Source organism: Paenibacillus tyrphae, assembly GCF_000722545.1.
In the GTDB taxonomy this organism is placed as follows: Bacteria; Bacillota; Bacilli; order Paenibacillales; family NBRC-103111; genus Paenibacillus_G; species Paenibacillus_G tyrfis.
Genome location: NZ_JNVM01000004.1, coordinates 197493 through 215362 on the forward strand (window position 1 = coordinate 197493; position 17870 = coordinate 215362).

The 17870-nt window shown below is 55.0% G+C and carries 20 protein-coding genes; 16 read left to right on the forward strand and 4 right to left on the reverse strand.

What is annotated here, in order from left to right; genetic code table 11:
- Positions 1–119: 119 nt before the first annotated feature.
- Positions 120–1085, forward strand: a complete 966-nt coding sequence (locus tag ET33_RS04310; RefSeq protein WP_036676969.1) for a carbohydrate kinase family protein — start codon at positions 120–122, stop codon at positions 1083–1085.
- Between the two features lie 143 nt (positions 1086–1228).
- The gene (aspA, locus tag ET33_RS04315; protein ID WP_036676971.1) at positions 1229–2671 is read left to right on the forward strand and encodes an aspartate ammonia-lyase; all 1443 of its coding nucleotides are present in this window, start codon (positions 1229–1231) and stop codon (positions 2669–2671) included.
- A 47-nt stretch (positions 2672–2718) separates the two neighbouring features.
- Here the strand turns inward: aspA and ET33_RS04320 are convergent, their stop codons facing one another.
- Complete coding sequence (locus ET33_RS04320) at positions 2719–3651, reverse strand: DMT family transporter (protein WP_036676974.1); 933 nt, start codon at positions 3649–3651, stop codon at positions 2719–2721.
- A gap of 111 nt (positions 3652–3762) precedes the next feature.
- On the opposite strand from ET33_RS04320, the gene ET33_RS04325 reads away from it, so the two are divergent.
- From ET33_RS04325 to pfkB, 4 genes are all read left to right on the forward strand, one after another.
- Positions 3763–4656 carry an AraC family transcriptional regulator gene (locus ET33_RS04325; RefSeq protein ID WP_036676977.1) on the forward strand — a complete coding sequence of 298 codons (894 nt, stop codon included), beginning with the start codon at positions 3763–3765 and terminating at the stop codon, positions 4654–4656.
- 157 nt (positions 4657–4813) lie between these two features.
- Entirely contained in the window at positions 4814–5869 is a 1056-nt protein-coding gene (locus ET33_RS04330; protein WP_036676979.1) for an SIS domain-containing protein, read from the forward strand.
- 22 nt (positions 5870–5891) lie between these two features.
- Positions 5892–6758, forward strand: a complete 867-nt coding sequence (gene fba, locus ET33_RS04335; RefSeq protein ID WP_036676981.1) for a class II fructose-1,6-bisphosphate aldolase — start codon at positions 5892–5894, stop codon at positions 6756–6758.
- Positions 6755–7684 (forward strand): 1-phosphofructokinase, encoded by a 930-nt coding sequence (gene pfkB, locus ET33_RS04340; RefSeq protein WP_036676983.1) that lies wholly within the window; start codon positions 6755–6757, stop codon positions 7682–7684. Before fba ends, pfkB begins: the two co-directional genes overlap by 4 nt.
- A 111-nt stretch (positions 7685–7795) precedes the next feature.
- Here the strand turns inward: pfkB and ET33_RS38335 are convergent, their stop codons facing one another.
- A complete protein-coding gene (locus ET33_RS38335) occupies positions 7796–8176 on the reverse strand; it encodes a hypothetical protein (protein ID WP_152570589.1) in 381 nt (126 codons plus the stop codon).
- Here ET33_RS38335 and ET33_RS04350 point away from each other — a divergent pair.
- The 4 genes from ET33_RS04350 (at position 8175) to ET33_RS04365 (ending at position 11255) form a co-directional block, all read left to right on the forward strand.
- The gene (locus ET33_RS04350) at positions 8175–8906 is read left to right on the forward strand and encodes a phytanoyl-CoA dioxygenase family protein (RefSeq protein WP_036676987.1); all 732 of its coding nucleotides are present in this window, start codon (positions 8175–8177) and stop codon (positions 8904–8906) included. The genes ET33_RS38335 and ET33_RS04350 overlap by 2 nt on opposite strands.
- A 45-nt stretch (positions 8907–8951) precedes the next feature.
- Complete coding sequence (locus ET33_RS04355; protein ID WP_051775104.1) at positions 8952–9809, forward strand: AraC family transcriptional regulator; 858 nt, start codon at positions 8952–8954, stop codon at positions 9807–9809.
- 117 nt (positions 9810–9926) lie between these two features.
- A complete protein-coding gene (locus tag ET33_RS04360; protein ID WP_036677746.1) occupies positions 9927–10649 on the forward strand; it encodes a Crp/Fnr family transcriptional regulator in 723 nt (240 codons plus the stop codon).
- 102 nt (positions 10650–10751) lie between these two features.
- Positions 10752–11255: a L,D-transpeptidase gene (locus ET33_RS04365; protein ID WP_235206638.1), complete on the forward strand. Its 504-nt coding sequence runs from the start codon at positions 10752–10754 to the stop codon at positions 11253–11255.
- Between the two features lie 624 nt (positions 11256–11879).
- Here the strand turns inward: ET33_RS04365 and ET33_RS04370 are convergent.
- Positions 11880–13142 (reverse strand): glucuronate isomerase, encoded by a 1263-nt coding sequence (locus ET33_RS04370; protein WP_051775105.1) that lies wholly within the window; start codon positions 13140–13142, stop codon positions 11880–11882.
- Positions 13143–13235: 93 nt separating this feature from the next.
- Here ET33_RS04370 and ET33_RS38875 point away from each other — a divergent pair, with 93 nt between their 5' ends.
- Complete coding sequence (locus tag ET33_RS38875; protein ID WP_161783522.1) at positions 13236–13388, forward strand: hypothetical protein; 153 nt, start codon at positions 13236–13238, stop codon at positions 13386–13388.
- A gap of 102 nt (positions 13389–13490) precedes the next feature.
- On the opposite strand, the gene ET33_RS04375 is transcribed toward ET33_RS38875, so the two are convergent.
- A complete protein-coding gene (locus ET33_RS04375; RefSeq protein WP_036676992.1) occupies positions 13491–13697 on the reverse strand; it encodes a DUF1657 domain-containing protein in 207 nt (68 codons plus the stop codon).
- 154 nt (positions 13698–13851) lie between these two features.
- On the opposite strand from ET33_RS04375, the gene ET33_RS04380 reads away from it, so the two are divergent.
- From ET33_RS04380 to ET33_RS04400, 5 genes are all read left to right on the forward strand, one after another.
- The gene (locus ET33_RS04380; protein WP_036676994.1) at positions 13852–14712 is read left to right on the forward strand and encodes a DUF421 domain-containing protein; all 861 of its coding nucleotides are present in this window, start codon (positions 13852–13854) and stop codon (positions 14710–14712) included.
- A gap of 25 nt (positions 14713–14737) precedes the next feature.
- Positions 14738–15217 carry a stage V sporulation protein AC gene (gene spoVAC, locus ET33_RS04385; RefSeq protein ID WP_036676996.1) on the forward strand — a complete coding sequence of 160 codons (480 nt, stop codon included), beginning with the start codon at positions 14738–14740 and terminating at the stop codon, positions 15215–15217.
- A gap of 1 nt (position 15218) precedes the next feature.
- A complete protein-coding gene (spoVAD, locus tag ET33_RS04390; protein WP_036676999.1) occupies positions 15219–16232 on the forward strand; it encodes a stage V sporulation protein AD in 1014 nt (337 codons plus the stop codon).
- A gap of 12 nt (positions 16233–16244) precedes the next feature.
- Positions 16245–16610: a stage V sporulation protein AE gene (spoVAE, locus tag ET33_RS04395; protein WP_029191513.1), complete on the forward strand. Its 366-nt coding sequence runs from the start codon at positions 16245–16247 to the stop codon at positions 16608–16610.
- A gap of 300 nt (positions 16611–16910) precedes the next feature.
- Positions 16911–17870 carry an AAA family ATPase gene (locus tag ET33_RS04400; RefSeq protein WP_036677003.1) on the forward strand — a complete coding sequence of 320 codons (960 nt, stop codon included), beginning with the start codon at positions 16911–16913 and terminating at the stop codon, positions 17868–17870.

Below are 17870 nucleotides of genomic sequence, written 5' to 3' on the forward strand. Positions count from 1 at the left end.
TGACGGCTAGAATTCCCTGCGACTAAAATAGGAATGGAACGTTTTCATTAAACGTCTGCGGAGCCGGAAACCGGTTCCGTGTACCGATCGGAATTTGATAAAATGGACGGAGGATGGACATGAATAGATTAGATGCCGTCGCCATCGGCGAGCTGCTGATCGATTTTACGCCCGCAGGGGTATCCGAGCAGGGGCTGCCGCGTTACGAGCAAAACCCCGGCGGCGCACCGGCCAATGTGATGGCGGGGCTGACCAAGCTGGGCAAACGGACGGCATTTATCGGCAAGGTCGGCGAGGATGCCTTCGGCCGTTTTTTGACGGGGGAGCTGGAGAAGCACGGGGTGGATACGGGCGGCATGGTATTTACCGGAGAAGCCGGTACGACGCTGGCCTTTGTCAGCCTTGATGCCAGCGGAGACCGTTCTTTCAGCTTCTACCGCAACCCAGGGGCGGACATGCTCCTACAGGAGTCAGAGATCGACTGGAAGCGCATCGAGGAAGCCGCCTTGTTTCACTTCGGCTCCGTCTCGATGACGCACGAGCCCTCGGCTTCGGCGACGCTGCGCGCGGCTGCCTATGCTCGCCGGGAAGGCAAGCTCGTCTCCTTCGATCCGAATCTGCGTCCGCTGCTGTGGCCGGATTTGGACCGTGCAAAGCGGCTGATTCTGGAAGGGCTGACTTACAGCGACGTCCTGAAGCTTTCCGAGGAGGAGCTGCATTTTCTGACCGGCGAGCGGGATTTGGAGGCGGGTACCCGGCAGCTCCAGGAGCAGTACGGTACTCCGCTGATCTTCGTGACGCTGGGGCCGGACGGCAGCTTTTACCGTCAGGGCGAGCGGACGGGCCGGGTGCCGGGCTTTGCAGTGAAAGCCGTTGATACGACCGGCGCGGGCGACGCATTCTTCTCCGGTGCGCTATTCCGCTTGATGGAATCCGGGAAGCGCCCTGACGAGCTGACGGAAGAAGAGCTCGGCGAGGTTTGCCGCTCGGGCAATGCGGCTGGCGCGCTTACGACGACCCGGAAGGGAGCCATTCCCGCCCTGCCGTCCCGGGAGGAGCTGGACCAATGGATTCGCGGAAATTGACGGGCCAAGCATGGAAACGTTTTATTTCTGATGTCAAGCCCTTTCAACCAATGGTAAATTGAGATACAATAACGTATGGAGATGACATTCCTTGTAAGATCATCCCATTGCAAGTTATCGCAGCCACAAAGGGGAGACAGGTCATGACCAGCGCACAATATCGGGTGGAAAAAGACTTTTTGGGCACGAAGGAAGTACCGGTCCATGCTTATTATGGAGTTCAAACGATGCGGGCCGTGGAAAACTTTCCGATTACCGGATACCGGATTCATAAAGAGCTGATTGTCGCCATGGCAACGGTCAAAAAAGCGGCGGCTGTCGCCAATATGGAGATCGGACAGCTGAATCCGAACCTTGGCAAGGTCATCGTTCAGGCGGCCGAAGAAATCATCGCCGGACAATGGCACGATCAATTTATTGTAGACCCGATTCAAGGCGGGGCAGGCACGTCGATCAACATGAACACGAACGAAGTCATTGCCAACCGAGGCATCGAGCTGCTCGGGGGCGAGAAGGGTAATTACTTTACCCTTAGTCCCAATACCCATGTGAACATGGCGCAGTCGACGAACGACGCTTTCCCGACGGCGATTCATATTTCCGTTCTGACGCTGCTCGATCAACTGCTTGAGGTGATGAACGAGCTGCACGAAGGCTTTGAGGCCAAAGCGAAAGAATTCGACGGCGTGATCAAAATGGGCCGGACGCACCTGCAGGATGGTGTACCGATCCGCCTCGGCCAGGAGTTTGAAGCTTACCGCCGGGTGCTCGCGAGAGACATCAAGCGGATTACCCAGACGCGTCAGCATTTGTACGAGATCAATATGGGTGCGACGGCTGTCGGCACCGGCTTGAACGCCGATCCGCGCTACATTAAGCGCGTGGCGGAGCTGCTGGCCGAATTGACCGGCTTCCCGCTGGTTAGCGCGGAGCACCTCGTCGATGCGACGCAGAACACCGACGCCTATACGGAAGTGTCTGCGGCATTGAAGGTGTGCATGATCAACATGTCGAAGGTGGCGAACGACCTGCGGCTGATGGCTTCGGGTCCGCGTACCGGCTTGTCCGAGATCAATCTGCCGGCGCGTCAGCCGGGCTCTTCGATCATGCCGGGTAAAGTGAACCCGGTTATGTGCGAGGTCGTCAACCAGGTGGCGTTCCAGGTGATCGGCAACGACCATACCATTTGCTTGGCTTCCGAAGCGGGACAGCTCGAACTGAACGTCATGGAGCCGGTGCTGGTGTTCAACCTGCTGCAATCGCTCAGCATGATGAGCCAAGTGTTCAAGGTGTTCAAAAAATACTGCCTCGACGGCATCCAAGCGAATATCGACCGCTGCAAAGAGTACGTCGAGCGGAGCGTCGGCATCATTACCGCGCTGAACCCGCATCTGGGCTACGAGCCGGTGGCGAGAATCGCCCGCGAAGCGATCGAAACCGGCCGCTCGGTCCGCGAGCTTTGCCTCTTGTACGATGTGCTGCGCGAAGACGAGCTGAACTTGATTTTGGACCCGTATGAAATGACGAATCCGGGCATTGCGGGCGCATCGCTGCTCGAAACGCACCGCGACGAAGAGAAAAAATAACGGCCGAACGCTTCCATCTGGCCGGTTAGGCGACAAGCGCCGCTGTCTCAAGAGACGGTGGCGTTTGTTTTTTGATTCGTAGGGGCTTTTTTCAAAGCCAATAATAAAATCATCCCGATGATGCAAGACGTGCCGATCCACTGAAAATATCCAAACGGCTCTTTCAGCCAAAGAACCGTGGTTAACACAGCCGCCAGCGGCTCCAGACTGCCAACGAGGCTCGATTCTTTGGGGGAAAGACTTTGCAAGCTTTCGATATAAAACCAAAAGGCGAGCATGGTGCCGAATACGATCACGAATACCAGGTATAAACAGGCTTCCAGCGGCATATCGGCAAAGTTCGCCTGCCAAGGCGGGTGGATAAAGCTTAAGGCGGCGCCCCCGATGATCATCGCCCAGCCGACGATGACAAGCGAATCGTATTGCTTCAATAGAGGAACCGCATATACCGTATAAAACGCTAACGTTACCCCGGATAACACTCCCCAAACGATGGCAGGCGTCGGCACCGATAGCTGGGAGATAGAGCCATTGGTTAATAATAAAAAGCAGCCGACTAAAGCGAGAGAAACGGTTACTAGATCTTGTACGGTGAAAACCGTCTGTTTTCTCAGGACGAGATAAATAATAATCATGACCGGCGCCAAATATTGCAGCAGCGTAGCGACGGCGGCATTGCCGTGCTGGATCGAAGCCATATACGTATATTGAACCGCGAGCGTGCCAAATAACGCGAAAATAACCAGTTTAAAGGCCGCCCTTCGGTTTTTCCAGACACTGGTGATTTGGGAACGGTCTTTTGTAAAAAATTGCACGGTTAAGAGTAAAATGCCGGCGATGAGCAATCGGGTCGTGACCAGCCAATCGACCTCGATGGCGTAATGTTGAAACAGCTTTTTGGCGACGGTGCCGCTGATTCCCCATAATACCGCTCCGGTGATCACGAGAATTAATCCTCTTCTTCTAGCAGGTCTGTCCATAAACGAGTCTCCACCTTAAAATATAATAATAGTGTTATAATAGGAGAAATCGGGCTTTGAAGATATTAGAATCGGATAAATAAATATAAGGATTTTGAGGTCGGAGTCATCATGCAAATCAAAAATTTCAAGATTGACCCAAGCTTAAAGGAACTGACCGAACACCGGACGGTCGTGCTGCCGATGGCATGCTACGAAACCACAATTAATCAAAATATACACGGCTATATCCCGCTTCATTGGCATGAGGAAATTCAACTGGTGCTGATTGTAAAAGGAGAAGCGCTTTTTCAAATCAACGAAGATCGTGTAACGGTTCGGGAGGGCGAGGGGCTGTTTATCAATAGCGGCTGCCTGCACACGGCGGAAGAGAAGGATCAATCGGGCTGCGTCTACATTTGCTTGAATGTTTCTCCCCATTTCGTATTATCGCAAGAGCTTTACACGACCTTTGTATATCCTTATATTCAAGCGACAAATCTTTCATACTTACATTTGCATCCTAGTGACCCTTGGCGGAAAAATAGTTTGGATGCCATCCTGAGCATCCATCGATTGCTTCGGCAAAAACCGCCGTTCTATGAAATCAGTATCACCGTGCAGCTGACGTTAATTTGGCAAACCCTCATTATGAATGGCTTTCAGCCGGAATACGACCGGACGGAAATGCAGAAGAATCAGCGAATCAAGCAAATGCTGCAATGGATTCATACCCATTATGCCGAGAAAATCAAGCTGGATGACATCGCCAGAGCCGGCCAATTGAGCCGCTCCGAATGCTGCCGCTATTTCAAACGAATTCTGAAGACGACGCCGCTAAGCTACGTAACGGAATATCGAATCCAAAAAAGCTTAGTCCTCCTGCAGCAAGCGGAATCGAATGTGACGGAAGTCGCCTACCAAGTAGGGTTTAATAGTACAAGCTACTTTATCGATCAATTCCGCAAGTCCATGAGGATTACACCGCTAGCTTACAAGAGATCTAAAATGGATGACGGCTCATAAAACGGGACAGGAACAAAGTCCCCGCACAGTCCGGACGACGGCTCCTTGTCTCCGGCTTTTTTCGTTCCCTGATAAGCTCATAATGTTCGAATAAAATGATTGAAAAAATCAAAATTATGATTTATATTATCATTAATAAGACGAAAGGGGTAATATTGTGAAGCCATTCGGTCAATATACGTATCCTGAAATTTCGGCACAGGCGGAGGCGCTGAAAGCGGCGCTGGCACAGCTTCAGCAGCAGGGAGATTGGGTTCAAAAGCATCTCCTCGATTCGGAAACGGACGAGACGGTGTTCATCGGCAGCGGTTCATCCTATTATCAAGCACTAGCGATGGCGTCCGTCTACCGGACATGGCTGGGTAAAAGCGCAACGGCTTATCCTTCCTCGGAGGTGTTCCTGTTCCGCGAGCAGACGCTCCCTCCGAACCGCAATTATTTGGTTATCGGCGTATCGAGATCGGGCGAATCGACGGAAGTGCTGCTGGCGCTGGAAGCCGTGAAGCCGCTTCCTAACGTGAAGGTCGCGGGTATCACCTGCTACGAAGAGAGCAGCATGGCGAAGCTGGCGGATTGCCTGGTGTCCCCGCTCGGGAAAGAAACGAGCACCGTTATGACGAAATCGTTCAGCAGTATGACGTTTTTGATGCACGCGGCGATCGCCAAGGCGGCGGGCAAGCAGGATCAATTCGAACAGCTTGCTTCGGTCGCTCAAACGGACGATCAAGTCGTCAAAGCCGCCGACGCTTTCATTAAACCTTTGGTCGACACGAACGATTTTCAAAAGGTCATTTACCTTGGCATGGGCACGTACTACGGCATTGCGCTGGAAGCGAGCTTGAAAATCAAAGAAATGTCCTACGTCTGGACGGAAGCGTACGGTACGCTGGAGTTCCGCCACGGTCCCAAGTCGATTGTGGAGCCGGGTACGCTCGTCTGCCTGCTGCTGTCCGAGAAAGCGCGCGATTACGAGCTGAAGGTCGCCAAGGAAATGCAGGAGTACGGCGCATTCGTGCTGCTCGTCACGGCGAAGGCCGGGGAAGACACCACGTTCGCGGATGCGGTATTCGAAGTCGGCGGAGCGGAGATGAGCGACGATGCCCGGACGGTGCTTTATTTGCCGGCGCTGCAATATTTGGGCTTCTATACGGCCATGAAACGCAACGTGGACCCGGATATGCCCCGCAACCTGACGCAAGTGGTCAAAATTTAGCCGGAAGCGAGATGACATCGATATGCCATTAGTATCATCCACCTCATTGCTGGAAGCGGCCCGCGCGGGCGGCTACGGAATCGGCGCATTCAACGTGCATACGCTGGAGATGCTGCAAGCGGTCGTCGACGCCGCAGAAGAAACCGGATCGCCTTTAATTCTTCAATCGACGGTAGGGACGGTCAAGCATCTCGGTCCCGATTATATCGCGGCGGCAGCCACGGTTGCGGCCAACCGTTCCCGGGTGCCGATCGCGCTTCATCTGGACCATTGTACGGACTTTGCAACGATCGTGCAGTGCATCCGAGCCGGATATACGTCGGTGATGATCGACGCTTCGATGCTGCCTTTCGAAGAAAACGTACGCTTGACGAAGCAAGTCGTTGAAGTGGCGAGCGCAGCCGGCGTCAACGTCGAAGCCGAGCTCGGCAAAGTGGGCGGCGTGGAAGACGATATCGTCGTGGCCGAGCACGAAGCGCTGATGGCCGACCCGCAGGAATGCGCCGAATTCGTCGAGCGGACCGGCGTTCATACGCTGGCGCCTGCGATCGGTACGGCTCACGGCATTTACAAAGGCGAGCCGAAGATCGATTTCGACCGCATCCGGCGCATTGCCGAGGTCGTCTCGGTACCGCTCGTGCTGCACGGCGGCTCCGGCATTCCGGAAGAGCAGGTGAAGCGCTGCGTCTCGCTCGGCATGGCCAAAATGAACATTGCCACCGAGATCCGTATCGTTTTCTCCGACGCGATCAAGGCCGTGTTTGCGAACAATCCGCAGGAGAACGACCCGCGCAAATATATGATTCCGGCCAAGAAGGCCGTAAAAGAAGCGGCGATTGAAAAAATGCGCATGGTCGGCTGCATCGGCAAAGCCGGAAACCTCCGATGATTGTCACCGTCACCTTGAATGCGGCCATCGATAAGACCTATCATTTGCCTGCGCTGGCCGCAGGGCAGGTCTCCCGGGTGGACCGGGTATACGCGGAGCCGGGAGGCAAAGGGATCAACGTCGCCCGCGTCGTCGCGCTGCAAGGCGTTCCCGTGCTGGCGACCGGATTTGCCGGCGGCAGCAACGGGGATTTTATCGAACGCGGATTGACGCGGCAGGGCATTGTGCATGACTTCGTGAAGATCGAGGGCGAATCCCGCATCTGTCTGAACATCATGGATCAAGACGGCGTGTCGACGGAGCTGCTGGAGCCGGGACCGACGATCGCCGGGCAGGAGATGGAGGCCATGCGGCAAAAGCTTGCGCTGCTTGCCGCGCGGGCGAAGGTCGTCGCTTTCAGCGGCTCGCTTCCCGCCGGCGTGCCAAAGTCCTTTTATGCGGAATTGATCGAGATCGCTCAAAGGCAGGGCGCCGTCGTATTTTTGGATACGAGCGGGGAAGCGTTGCTGCGGGGGGCAGAAGCGAAGCCTTACTTCATCAAGCCGAACGAGGATGAAGTCGCGCAATGGCTCGGCCATTCGATCGAGGACGAAAATGCGCTCAAGCAAGGCTTGCTTCGGCTGAACGAGACCGGCATTCCGTGCATCAGCGTATCGATGGGAGCGCAAGGCTCGCTGGCCGCTTTTCACGGCGTTTGCTACCGGGTGCACGCCCCAAAGGTCGAAGCGGTGAATGCCGTCGGCTGTGGGGATGCTTACGTGGCGGGGATGGCTATCGGCACAGCGCAAGGGCTTCCCGTCGAGGAGTGCCTCAGACTGGCGACCGCTTCCGGGACAGCCAATGCATTGACGGCCCGAGCGGGCTACGTCGAGCCGGAGGACGTCAAGCGGCTGCTCGGCGAAGTCGTCGTGGAACGGATCGGGTAGCGCAACTATAAAAAGGGCAGCACCGACAACTGGCGGCCTGGCCTCTACTATTCGTGGGAGTCACTCTATGTGGCTCCCTTTTTGCATGGACTCGTAAGGATGAGGACCCCGTTACTTCGAGGCGGAATACAGCTGCTCCAGCCAGTAAATCCCCGCGGGCTGCCGCTCTTTATCCGCCGTCTCGACCAGACCGACGCTCGGGCTGATACTCAAGCTTCGCAGCGAATCGCCGCTGGCCCGGCCTTCGATTTCGGTGATGTGGAACTTCACGAATCTGGGGTTCTCTTCGAGCAGCGACAAATCTTTGCTGTCGTCTCCAAACCAGGCAACCGTATATTCCTCACCATCTGCCGTTGTTCTGATTGCATAAGCCTGGGAAATCTTGCGATCGGAAGATAAGCGTACTACTTCGTAACAAACGATGAGCCAATCCGGGCCCCGACAGCCTATAGTCAGGATATACCCGAACGCTGACAGGAGGCGGTTACTCATGAGTTTGTTAACCCAAGAAGAGGTTTCGTTTTATGCCGAGAACGGCTATCTGCTGCACCACAAGCCGTTGTTTTCGAAAGAAAAGCTGGAGGAACTGACCTCGATCTTCGAGGAGCAGCTGGCGCAAAAGGGAAGCAAGCTGTCCGACGAGCTGGATACGCCGCATTTTCGCGAGGAGCGGCTGCTGAAATTTTTGCTTGCGGATGAGGTGCTGGACCTGGTGGAGCCGCTGATCGGTCCGAATATCGGGCTGTGGTCCAGCCATTTTATATGCAAGGATGCATACACCGGCCGGGCGACGCCGTGGCACGAAGATTCGGCCTATTGGAACGGGCGGCTCAGCGGCTATGACAAAATCGTTACCGTCTGGCTGGCCATAGACCGCAGCAACCGCGACAATGGCTGCATGCGCGTCATTCCCGGCACGCACCGGAACGGATTTTCCGAGTATGAGACGGTGGACGGCGGACGGAACTTGTTTCCGACGCAAATTAAACAAATTGACGACCGGAATGCAGTATACTTCGAGCTGGAGCGGGGCGAATGCTCGCTGCACGATTCGCGGATTATTCACGGTGCCGCCCCGAATACAAGTCCGCACCGCCGCTGCGGCTACACGATGCGTTATTTTTCCACGGAATTGAAGGTGCTGCCCGAGAAAAATCCGAACTTCAAAATATGGCTGGCGCGCGGCAAAGACATCGCAGGAAACCCGTTCGTTCCTGTATAATGGGACTTATCCAATGAACTCTTAGATGAGAGCGGGAGGGCCGTCATGGGACCCAAACAACCGGAGCGGTTGCGGAGCGTGCACTATGTGGCGCCGAACGCTCCTTTTCATGTTTACCGTCAATCGGTTGCCGGACGCGTCGACCTGCATTGGCACGAATTTTACGAGCTGTGCTTCGTCCGGTCCGGCCGCGGAACCAACATCGTGAATGGAGAGCCGCATGGGCTTGAACCCGGCAGCATGTTTCTGCTGACGCCCGCAGACTTTCATGAAATCGAGCTGGCTCCCGGAGAAACGATGGAAATTCTCAACCTCGTTTTTCTGGAGGAGGTGCTGACGGACGAACTGCGCGAGCTGCTGTTTCCCGGTATCCTGAAGCTTCAGACAAGGCTCGACGCTGCGGAGGCAAGCGGCATGCAGGCAGAATTTGATCGTGTCCTTGCGGAATTCAACGATTCGCGGCCGGGCGGAAGCTTGATGATTAAAGCGACGCTGACGCGCATGCTGGTCGGGCTTGCGAGGCAGTGCCGGCAGGATCGCGGGTCGTCGGATTCGGGCATTCGAGAGGCTTTACGATCGGCGCACCCGGGCATGCAGAAAGCGCTTATGTACGTTCACCATCATTTCCGGGAAGCGCTGACGCTGGAGGAAGTCGCCCGGCAGGCGAAGCTGACGCCCAATTATTTCAGCCATACGTTCCGCAAGCTGAGCGGCATTTCGTTTCAGAGCTACCTGCAGGAGCTGCGTCTGACGTTTGCCAAATCGCTGCTGGCCGCAAGCGACCTGCCGGTGACGGAAGTATGCCACGCTTCAGGCTTTAACACGCTGACGCATTTCGAACGAGCTTTCAAGAAAAGATTTGGCTGCCCGCCCTCCGGCTTGCGTAAAGGCAGCCTGCATTGACGCTCGCTACGATGTTACGCAAATAAAACAAATGTCTAAATGAATTCTAACATTTATCTAATAATGATTTGATACCATCAATTATCATAAGGAGTTTCCTGGATAAGGATGGTGTATATGGAAACCGCTAACCGGACGACGCCGGAAGCCGCTCATCACATTCCGCAGTTTTTGTCGGGTGAAAACATGGAACGGCTCACACAAATCATGTACCCGAAAAAAGCGGCGGAGGGCGAGTATTTGTTTTGGGAAGGGGATACGGCGGACAGGCTGTACTATGTTCATAAGGGTACGGTGAAGCTGAGCAAATCGACGGAGGACGGCAAAGCGCTCATTCTGCAAGTGGCGCAGCCCGGCGATCTGTTCGGCGAGTTCGGAAGCTGCGAACCGCAGTCTTACGGATATGACGGCATTGTGATGGAAGATGCGTCGCTTGGCGTCATTCTGATCAAAGACTTGGAAATCCTCATCTGGAAGCACGGCGATATGGCGCTGCAGCTATTCAAATGGATGAGTCAGATGCAGCGATTCATGCAGACCAAATTCCGGGATTTGCTGCTGTTCGGCAAGAACGGCGCGCTCGCCTCCACCTTGATCCGCTTGACCCACTCTTATGGCGAAAAGGATGAACGGGGGATTCGCATCACGATCAAATTGACGCATACGGATCTGGCGAACATGATCGGTTCGACCCGGGAGGTAGTAAACCGGATGCTTAGCGAATATAAAGCAGCCGGGGCCATCGAATCGGAGAACGGAAGATTCGTGGTCACGAATCTATCCTTCTTCCAGGCGATGGTTCGCTGTGCCGAGTGTCCGCTTGACGTATGCCGGATCTGACGGACGCCGGGAACGGTTTAAACGGGTGAATAGGCGGCTTGCGCGTTGGAGCACACTAAAACGGCGTGTGACTTCATCACGAAAGAGTAAGGATGATGGCTGTTGAGAATATCCCTTTTTCTCCTGATGCTTTTATTCGGCGTCTGGCCGGCAGGAAGCGTACTGGGAGCGGACCCGGCGCCTTCCACAGGGACGTCGCCCCCGGCCGGTTTAGAGGAGGAAGGCGTATATTTGTTGATCGATAAATCGGAGAACCGGCTGACCGTCATCGTGAACGGGAGGGCGGCATACGGCTTTGCCGTTGCGACAGGACGGACGAAGGACATGACGCCGACGGGGACGTTCCATATTGTGACCAAAATCGTGAAGCCGTGGTACGTACGGAAGCAAATTCCTGGCGGTGACCCGCGAAATCCGCTGGGGACGCGCTGGATGGGAATCAACGTTCCGGGCTCGGGAGGGTATCGTTATGGCATTCACGGAACGAACCGGCCGTACTCGATCGGCAGCAACGCTTCGTCGGGCTGCGTCCGCATGCACAATCGAGACGTCGAGTGGCTGTACCGCCACATCCCGCTCGGTACGGTGGTTATCGTACGGGATTGAACGGGCATGAAACCGACTTTTTTTTAAAGCATGGAATAAAAAAGTCGCAGGCGGGACATGCTACAATCAACGGTGAAAAGAGAGGTGTGGTTCCGTTGAACCGTTCAACGAGAAATACCGGGGAAGTTGCTTCCGAATCGAGATAGAAGCGGAGGGATGTGCCAAAGACACGTTAGAGTAGTACACGTACTGCGATCGTGAATGAGGTAAGACCCGAGCTTTAGGCGAGGTTCAAGGCAAAATACCAAAAATCGTTCACCGTTGGAAAGGACTCCGCAAGGGGTCCTTTTTCCTAGTTACCCGTCCGATAGAAAACGCGGAATTTCGCGGCGCTCCATGACTGTCCGTTACCTTTGGCGCTGCTCTTGCATTTACTAAAGCAGAAACAAAAACAAACACCTGACGGCTAACCACCAACGGCCGCTGCAGGCGTTCGCCCTCCTTGCATACCAAAAAGCTTCCCGCCCTTAGGGTTCAGGAAGCTTTTTGTCATCCTGTTTGCCCGGGATTCCTACGATCAGGAAGATCATGGAAAACAAAGATTCCAACCTTGTCTGACGTATGCAAAAGACGGCCCCTGCGCCGCGCAGAAGACCGTCTCTTATGATAATCGAAGAACCGATATTAGGCCGCAGGGTCCGGCTTGCCGAGAAACTTCCAGAATACGCCGCCGAGCAGATCCTCGATATCGCGGCGGATTTCCTCTTCCTCCAGCCGCCAGCCGGCGTCGAACAGGTCGCTGTATTTATCGCAGAGCACTTTGCCGATAATCGCGCGCGAGTGATCCCATTTGTACAAGAGCTGATCCAGAATACGACAATCCGAGTGCTGCGGAATGACGCTGCCGCCAAGCAGCTCAAGCCGCATCCGCGTAATCTCCTCGATCAGACTCGGGTTGTTCAGAAACCACCAGCAGCCGAACACGAGCAGATTGCGGTTTTTCCGCGCGGTGACGGCGAGCTCGTGCTGGTTTTCCCGGGACAGCATCGTAACCAGAAATTTCACGTCCTGATACTTGCTGACGATTCGCTCGACCGCGCCGATGTCGCTTTTGCCAAGGCTGTCGCCCGCATCCTTCAGGGACGGGTTGACTTTGCGCTTCACGCCGATCATCATCGCAAACGGAATTCCCGCTTCCCGTGCAACCGGCACGATACACTCGTCGATGATGCGGACGCGTGCGGAATCCTCCGGATACGCAAAATCGTTTGGCAGCGAAACGGCCATATACAGCGGATTCATTCGGGCAATCCAATCCTTAAGGAAGCGGCGGATTTCGGCGAGCGTGCCGCCGGACAAGTCGGCGCTGACCTCATAGCCCTGCTCTTTGAGCTTGCTCCAAGAGCTGTCCCACAGATTAAGCAGCGGATCAATCCGCAGCGCAGCCAGGAAGCGGGGATCCTGGCTTGTGCCGGACTCCCATTTCCCGCGTTCGTAAGCATCGAACGGATCGTTGGTCATCACGACTGTCTTCACGTTCGCGAGCTTCAAAATACGGTCGATGTAGTCGCTGGCGCTGACGCTGCGGAAATACGCGCGGTACTCCTCCAGGTCGCGCTTCGCCAGATCGAAGCCGAGCCGGTTCAATACCGTGACGACGCCGCGGCACGCTTCGCTGTAAGGCGAATGATCGATAAACAGCGTCCGCCAGATCAAGTCGGCCTGCTCTTGCTTGGATAGCTGCCAGAAAGCGTCGTAAGACAAATCCGGACGGAAACGGAACGTTTCGGCGATCAGATAATGGTACGTCAGCAGCTCGTCTACTCCCCACAGCAGCAGGTCTCCGAACGATTCGGCAAACAGATGGGTATGAATATCGGTGACCGGGGTGGTGCGCACCGTTTCGGTCACAAAGGCGGTCAACTGCTCCTTGGTTGCAATCGTCATGATATCGGTAGTCCTCCCGAAAATCGATTAATGTTCACGTGAACAATGCTAATATTATAGCACTTATTTTCACTTTAGGATAGAGATGGGCTTTTGTCCGTGCCATTTATTTTAACCGGGCATAGCATGAAGGGACGATTGCAAACCATCCGGATAGGGGCGATGCCGATGGGATTGTTCACTCCCTTGCTGCTCATTCTGATCTTATTTATTTTGCTGCTGATCGTTTTGATGGTGTTGGCCTGATGCAAACCGCTGTACATGAGCACCGGCGCGGGAATACAAAGCGCAGTAAAAACAGCCCGGGAGCCGTTTGGGAGAAACGGACCGGGCTGTTTTTGTCATGCCTTAAAACCCTTTATATTGGGGCTCCTCGTTCTCGAGCTGCTGCACACGCGAGCTGACTTGGTCAACGATTTGCTGCGTTTGCTGCGCGCAATTTTGGAACAGCGTCTTGGCTTCCTGATTTTGCGTGCCCAGCGCGAACGTTTCCAAGCTGGCTTGTGCGCTTTTCAGCGAAGCTAGCGTCGTTTTCACTTGGCTTGCCACGGTCATCATTATCACCTCCACAAATGATAATGTGCGCGATTATGGGGATGCTGATGAATGTCAATAACTACCTGCCATAACTCTTCCGTTTCGGCAAATAATTTAATTGATCTCGTTACACCAAGAAAGCTAAGCTCGCGCGGAAAAGGAGAGGGATTCGTTGCAGGATTGGATGCACATTTTTTTTCGGGCGCTTTTGACGATCGCGATCTTGTTTTTGATGACCCGAATCTTGGGGAAAAAGCAAATATCTCAATTGACCTTCTTCGAATACATAACGGGAATTACCCTTGGCGAGGTTGCGGGCTTTATGTCCACCGACGTCGAAGCGAACTACATGCACGGCTTTATCGCCTTGCTGCTCTGGTTCGCGGTTCCGCTGCTGCTGGAGATGCTGACGCTGAAAAGCAAGCGGCTGCGGGACTGGTTCGAGGGAAAAGGAACGGTGTTCATCAAGGAAGGCAAAATTCTCGAGGACAATTTGAAGAAGGAACGCTATACCGCCGACGAGCTGCTGGAGCAGCTGCGGGCCAAAAGCGTATTTAACGTGGCCGACGTGGAGTTTGCCATGCTGGAACCGAGCGGGGAAGTCAGCGTGCTGCTGAAAAAAGAAAATCAACCGCTCACGGCGAAGCATCTCGGAATCAAAACGGCGCCCGAACGCGAGTCGCAAGCGGTCATTATCGACGGCAACATAATGGACGAGCCGCTGGCCACCGCAGGACTAAGCCGGGAATGGCTCTTCACGGAGCTGGAAAAAATAGGCGTGACCTTGGAGAACGTGTTTCTCGGTCAAGTGGATGCATACGGGGGGCTGCACGTCGATTTGTACGACGACATGCTTCTAGTGCCTGACGATGTGTCAAAGCCGCTGTTGTTTGCAACGCTCAAGAAATGCGAAGCGGATTTGTCGTTGTACGCTCTGGCGGTTAAGAACGAGGGCGCGAAGCGCGTGTACGAGAGCTGCGCGAAGGAGATGAACCGGATCTTGGAGCAGGCCGAACCTCTGTTGAAGCGATAAAAACCATGCGGGAGGAACAGCGAGCATGACCACAAAGTCCAAAATGAAAAAATTGACCTGGACCCAGCAGGAATATCAGGAACTTGCGAAAAAGAGAGAGCCGGCGCGTCCGGTGCTCCAAAACTGCTTTCGCGCTTTTATTGTGGGCGGGTTCATCTGTCTGATCGGACAATTCGTGACCCAATTTTTTATTTACTGGTTCGGATTTACCGAAAAAACGGCGGGGAATCCGACGGTAGCGGTCATGATCTTCCTATCTGTCGTTCTGACCTGCCTCGGCGTATACGACAAAATCGCCCAATGGGCGGGGGCGGGCTCCGCCGTCCCCGTAACCGGATTTGCCAACTCGATGTGCTCCGCGGCGCTGGAGCATAAAAGCGAAGGCTACGTGCTGGGCGTCGGAGGTAACATGTTCAAGCTGGCAGGCCCGGTTATCGTCTACGGGACGGTATCCGCATTTGTGATCGGGCTCATTCACTGGCTGTTCGGATTGGGGGTCAAATGAGATGCTGAAGGGAGCCCAAAGCTGGGAATTCAAGAAGCGGCCGGTCATCCGGGGGACGGCTACGATCGTCGGACCGGACGAGGGCAGCGGACCGCTCGGCAACGAATTCGACATTGTGCACGCGGATACGACGATCGGCCAGGACAGCTGGGAGAAGGCCGAGAAAAATATGCTGGAGGAAGCGGCGAAGCTGGCGATCGAAAATGCGTGCTTGACCAAAGAGCATATCCAGTTCTATGTCGGGGGCGACCTGCTGAACCAGATTATCAGCAACAGCTTTGCGGTCCGGACGATGCAAATCCCGTACCTCGGCATCTTCGGCGCTTGCTCGACTTCGATGGAGGGACTTGCCGTCGCGTCGCTGATCGTAGATTCCGGCTTCGGCCACCATGTCATGGCCGGCACCTGCAGCCATAACTCCACGGCGGAGAAGCAGTTCCGCTATCCGACGGAATACGGCTCGCAGAAGCCGCCGACCGCGCAGTATACAGTAACGGGCGCAGCTTGCGCCGTTGTGGGGAACCACGGCAAGGGTCCGGTCGTGACCGGGGCGACGATCGGCCGTGTCATCGACATGGGCATCAAGGACCCGTTCAATATGGGGGCTGCGATGGCCCCGGCGGCGGTCGATACGCTGCAGGCGCATTTTCGCGATTTTCAGCGGGAGCCGGGTTATTACGATCTGATCGTGACCGGCGATTTGGCGAAGGTCGGCTACGAAATCGCCTGCGAGCTGCTGGAGAAGCACAAGGTGCCGATCCATCAAACGTCCTATAAAGACTGCGGCCTGATGATTTTCGACCGGGAGAAACAGAACGTGCAGGCCGGCGGCAGCGGGTGCGCCTGCTCTGCCGTCGTCACCTACGGTCATATTTTGAAGCGCGTGAAAAAGGGGGAGCTGAAGCGGGTGCTTGTGGTGGCGACAGGAGCGCTGCTGTCTCCGCTTTCCTTCCAGCAAGGAGAAAGCATTCCCTGCATCGCCCATGCGGTAGCGATCGAAAGCGAGGTGCGTTAGACTATGGATTGGATGCAGTTTGTTTGGGCGTTTATCGTTGGCGGGGCCATCTGCGTAATCGGGCAGCTGCTGATTGACGTCATGCGGCTGTCACCCGCGCATACGATGAGCACGCTGGTCGTCGCAGGAGCGATTGTCGACGGCATTCCGATCGGCAATAAGAGCCTGTACGACCGGTTTATCGAGTTTGCCGGGGCGGGGGCGACCGTACCGATCACAAGCTTCGGCAATTCGCTCGTCCACGGCGCCTTAGCCGAGCTTAAATTGCACGGGGTGGTCGGCATTATTACCGGCATCTTCGAGGTGACGAGTGCGGGCATCTCGGCGGCCATCATCTTTTCGTTTCTTGCGGCGCTCGTGTTCAGACCGCAAGGCTGAGCGGACCTGTGTCACGGCCCGTCCGAGCGTGCCCCGGCGATTTTCCGGGGCTTTTTTTGCATTTCACCGAACAATTTCATCGGTTTTATCCGTATACGCCGTTTTTTGAATCCTGTACAATAAAAGAATAGACTTTGCTTCCTTGCTCGTTAACCGAACCCGTGAGAGGGATCATTCCGAATTTGTTACATTTTGTTGCAATTTGACGTTATTTTCCCCATATGGAACCATTTTTGACAACTTTATTTCCCGTTCATACGTATATACTTTGTACGATAACATTTCGAGGAGGCCCGGACGATGGAAACGATGATACGAGAAGATATTCAAGCCTTGAAGCGCATACAAGCGAATTTGGCATCCTGCATCCTCGGCAAAACGGACGAGATTGTGCTGCTGATGACCGCCATGCTGGCAGGAGGCCATGTGCTGCTTGAGGATGTGCCCGGCACCGGCAAGACGGTGCTGATCAAAGCGCTTGCCAAATCGATCCGCGGCCAGTTCCGCCGTATTCAATGCAATCCCGACCTTCTACCGACCGATATTACGGGGGTTTCGATCTATCATCCGAAGGACGAGGTATTTATTTTCCGTCCCGGACCGATTATGACGCATATTTTGCTGGCGGACGAAATTAACCGGGCGACGACCAAGACGCAATCCGCGCTGCTCGAAGCGATGGAGGAGCGCCATGTAACGGTCGACGGGGAAACGTATGACCTGCCGAAGCCGTTCCTGCTGCTGGCAACGCAAAATCCGATTGACTTCGAGGGCACGTACATTTTGCCGGAAGCCCAGCTGGACCGGTTTATGATGAAGTTCAGTCTCGGCTACCCGGATGCGGATACGGAAACGAAGATGATTTTGGCGCAAAGCGTCGTCCATCCGCTTGAAGAGTTGGAGCCGGTCGTGGACAGCGAGCAGATTTTGGCGATCCAGAAGCAGGTCAAGCAGGTGCATCTCGACGAAGCGGTTGCCGCTTATCTGGTCGCCGTCACCCGCCTGACGCGCGAGCATGGCTCGATCTATCTCGGCGCCAGCCCGCGGGCGACGCTTGCACTCGTGCAGGCCTCCAAAGCGCTTGCGTTAATTCAGGAACGGGACTATGTCATCCCGGACGATATTAAATTTTTGGTGCCGTACGTGCTCGGCCACCGGATTTTGCTGACGGCCGAAGCCCGGATGGAGGGGGCTACGGTGCAATCCGTCCTGCAATCGGTCGTGCAGCAGGTGAAAGTGCCGGTACGTTGGGAGAAGTGA

Bases quoted from the DNA above. Each gene is read 5' to 3' on its own strand.
- ET33_RS04310 (WP_036676969.1), top strand. From the start codon at position 120: ATGAATAGATTAGATGCCGTCGCCATCGGCGAGCTGCTGATCGATTTT.
- aspA (WP_036676971.1), top strand. From the start codon at position 1,229: ATGACCAGCGCACAATATCGGGTGGAAAAAGACTTTTTGGGCACGAAG.
- ET33_RS04320 (WP_036676974.1), bottom strand. From the start codon at position 3,651: ATGGACAGACCTGCTAGAAGAAGAGGATTAATTCTCGTGATCACCGGA.
- ET33_RS04325 (WP_036676977.1), top strand. From the start codon at position 3,763: ATGCAAATCAAAAATTTCAAGATTGACCCAAGCTTAAAGGAACTGACC.
- fba (WP_036676981.1), top strand. From the start codon at position 5,892: ATGCCATTAGTATCATCCACCTCATTGCTGGAAGCGGCCCGCGCGGGC.
- pfkB (WP_036676983.1), top strand. From the start codon at position 6,755: ATGATTGTCACCGTCACCTTGAATGCGGCCATCGATAAGACCTATCAT.
- ET33_RS04350 (WP_036676987.1), top strand. From the start codon at position 8,175: ATGAGTTTGTTAACCCAAGAAGAGGTTTCGTTTTATGCCGAGAACGGC.
- ET33_RS38335 (WP_152570589.1), bottom strand. From the start codon at position 8,176: ATGAGTAACCGCCTCCTGTCAGCGTTCGGGTATATCCTGACTATAGGC.
- ET33_RS04355 (WP_051775104.1), top strand. From the start codon at position 8,952: ATGGGACCCAAACAACCGGAGCGGTTGCGGAGCGTGCACTATGTGGCG.
- ET33_RS04360 (WP_036677746.1), top strand. From the start codon at position 9,927: ATGGAAACCGCTAACCGGACGACGCCGGAAGCCGCTCATCACATTCCG.
- ET33_RS04370 (WP_051775105.1), bottom strand. From the start codon at position 13,142: ATGACGATTGCAACCAAGGAGCAGTTGACCGCCTTTGTGACCGAAACG.
- ET33_RS04375 (WP_036676992.1), bottom strand. From the start codon at position 13,697: ATGACCGTGGCAAGCCAAGTGAAAACGACGCTAGCTTCGCTGAAAAGC.
- spoVAC (WP_036676996.1), top strand. From the start codon at position 14,738: ATGACCACAAAGTCCAAAATGAAAAAATTGACCTGGACCCAGCAGGAA.
- spoVAD (WP_036676999.1), top strand. From the start codon at position 15,219: ATGCTGAAGGGAGCCCAAAGCTGGGAATTCAAGAAGCGGCCGGTCATC.
- spoVAE (WP_029191513.1), top strand. From the start codon at position 16,245: ATGCAGTTTGTTTGGGCGTTTATCGTTGGCGGGGCCATCTGCGTAATC.
- ET33_RS04400 (WP_036677003.1), top strand. From the start codon at position 16,911: ATGGAAACGATGATACGAGAAGATATTCAAGCCTTGAAGCGCATACAA.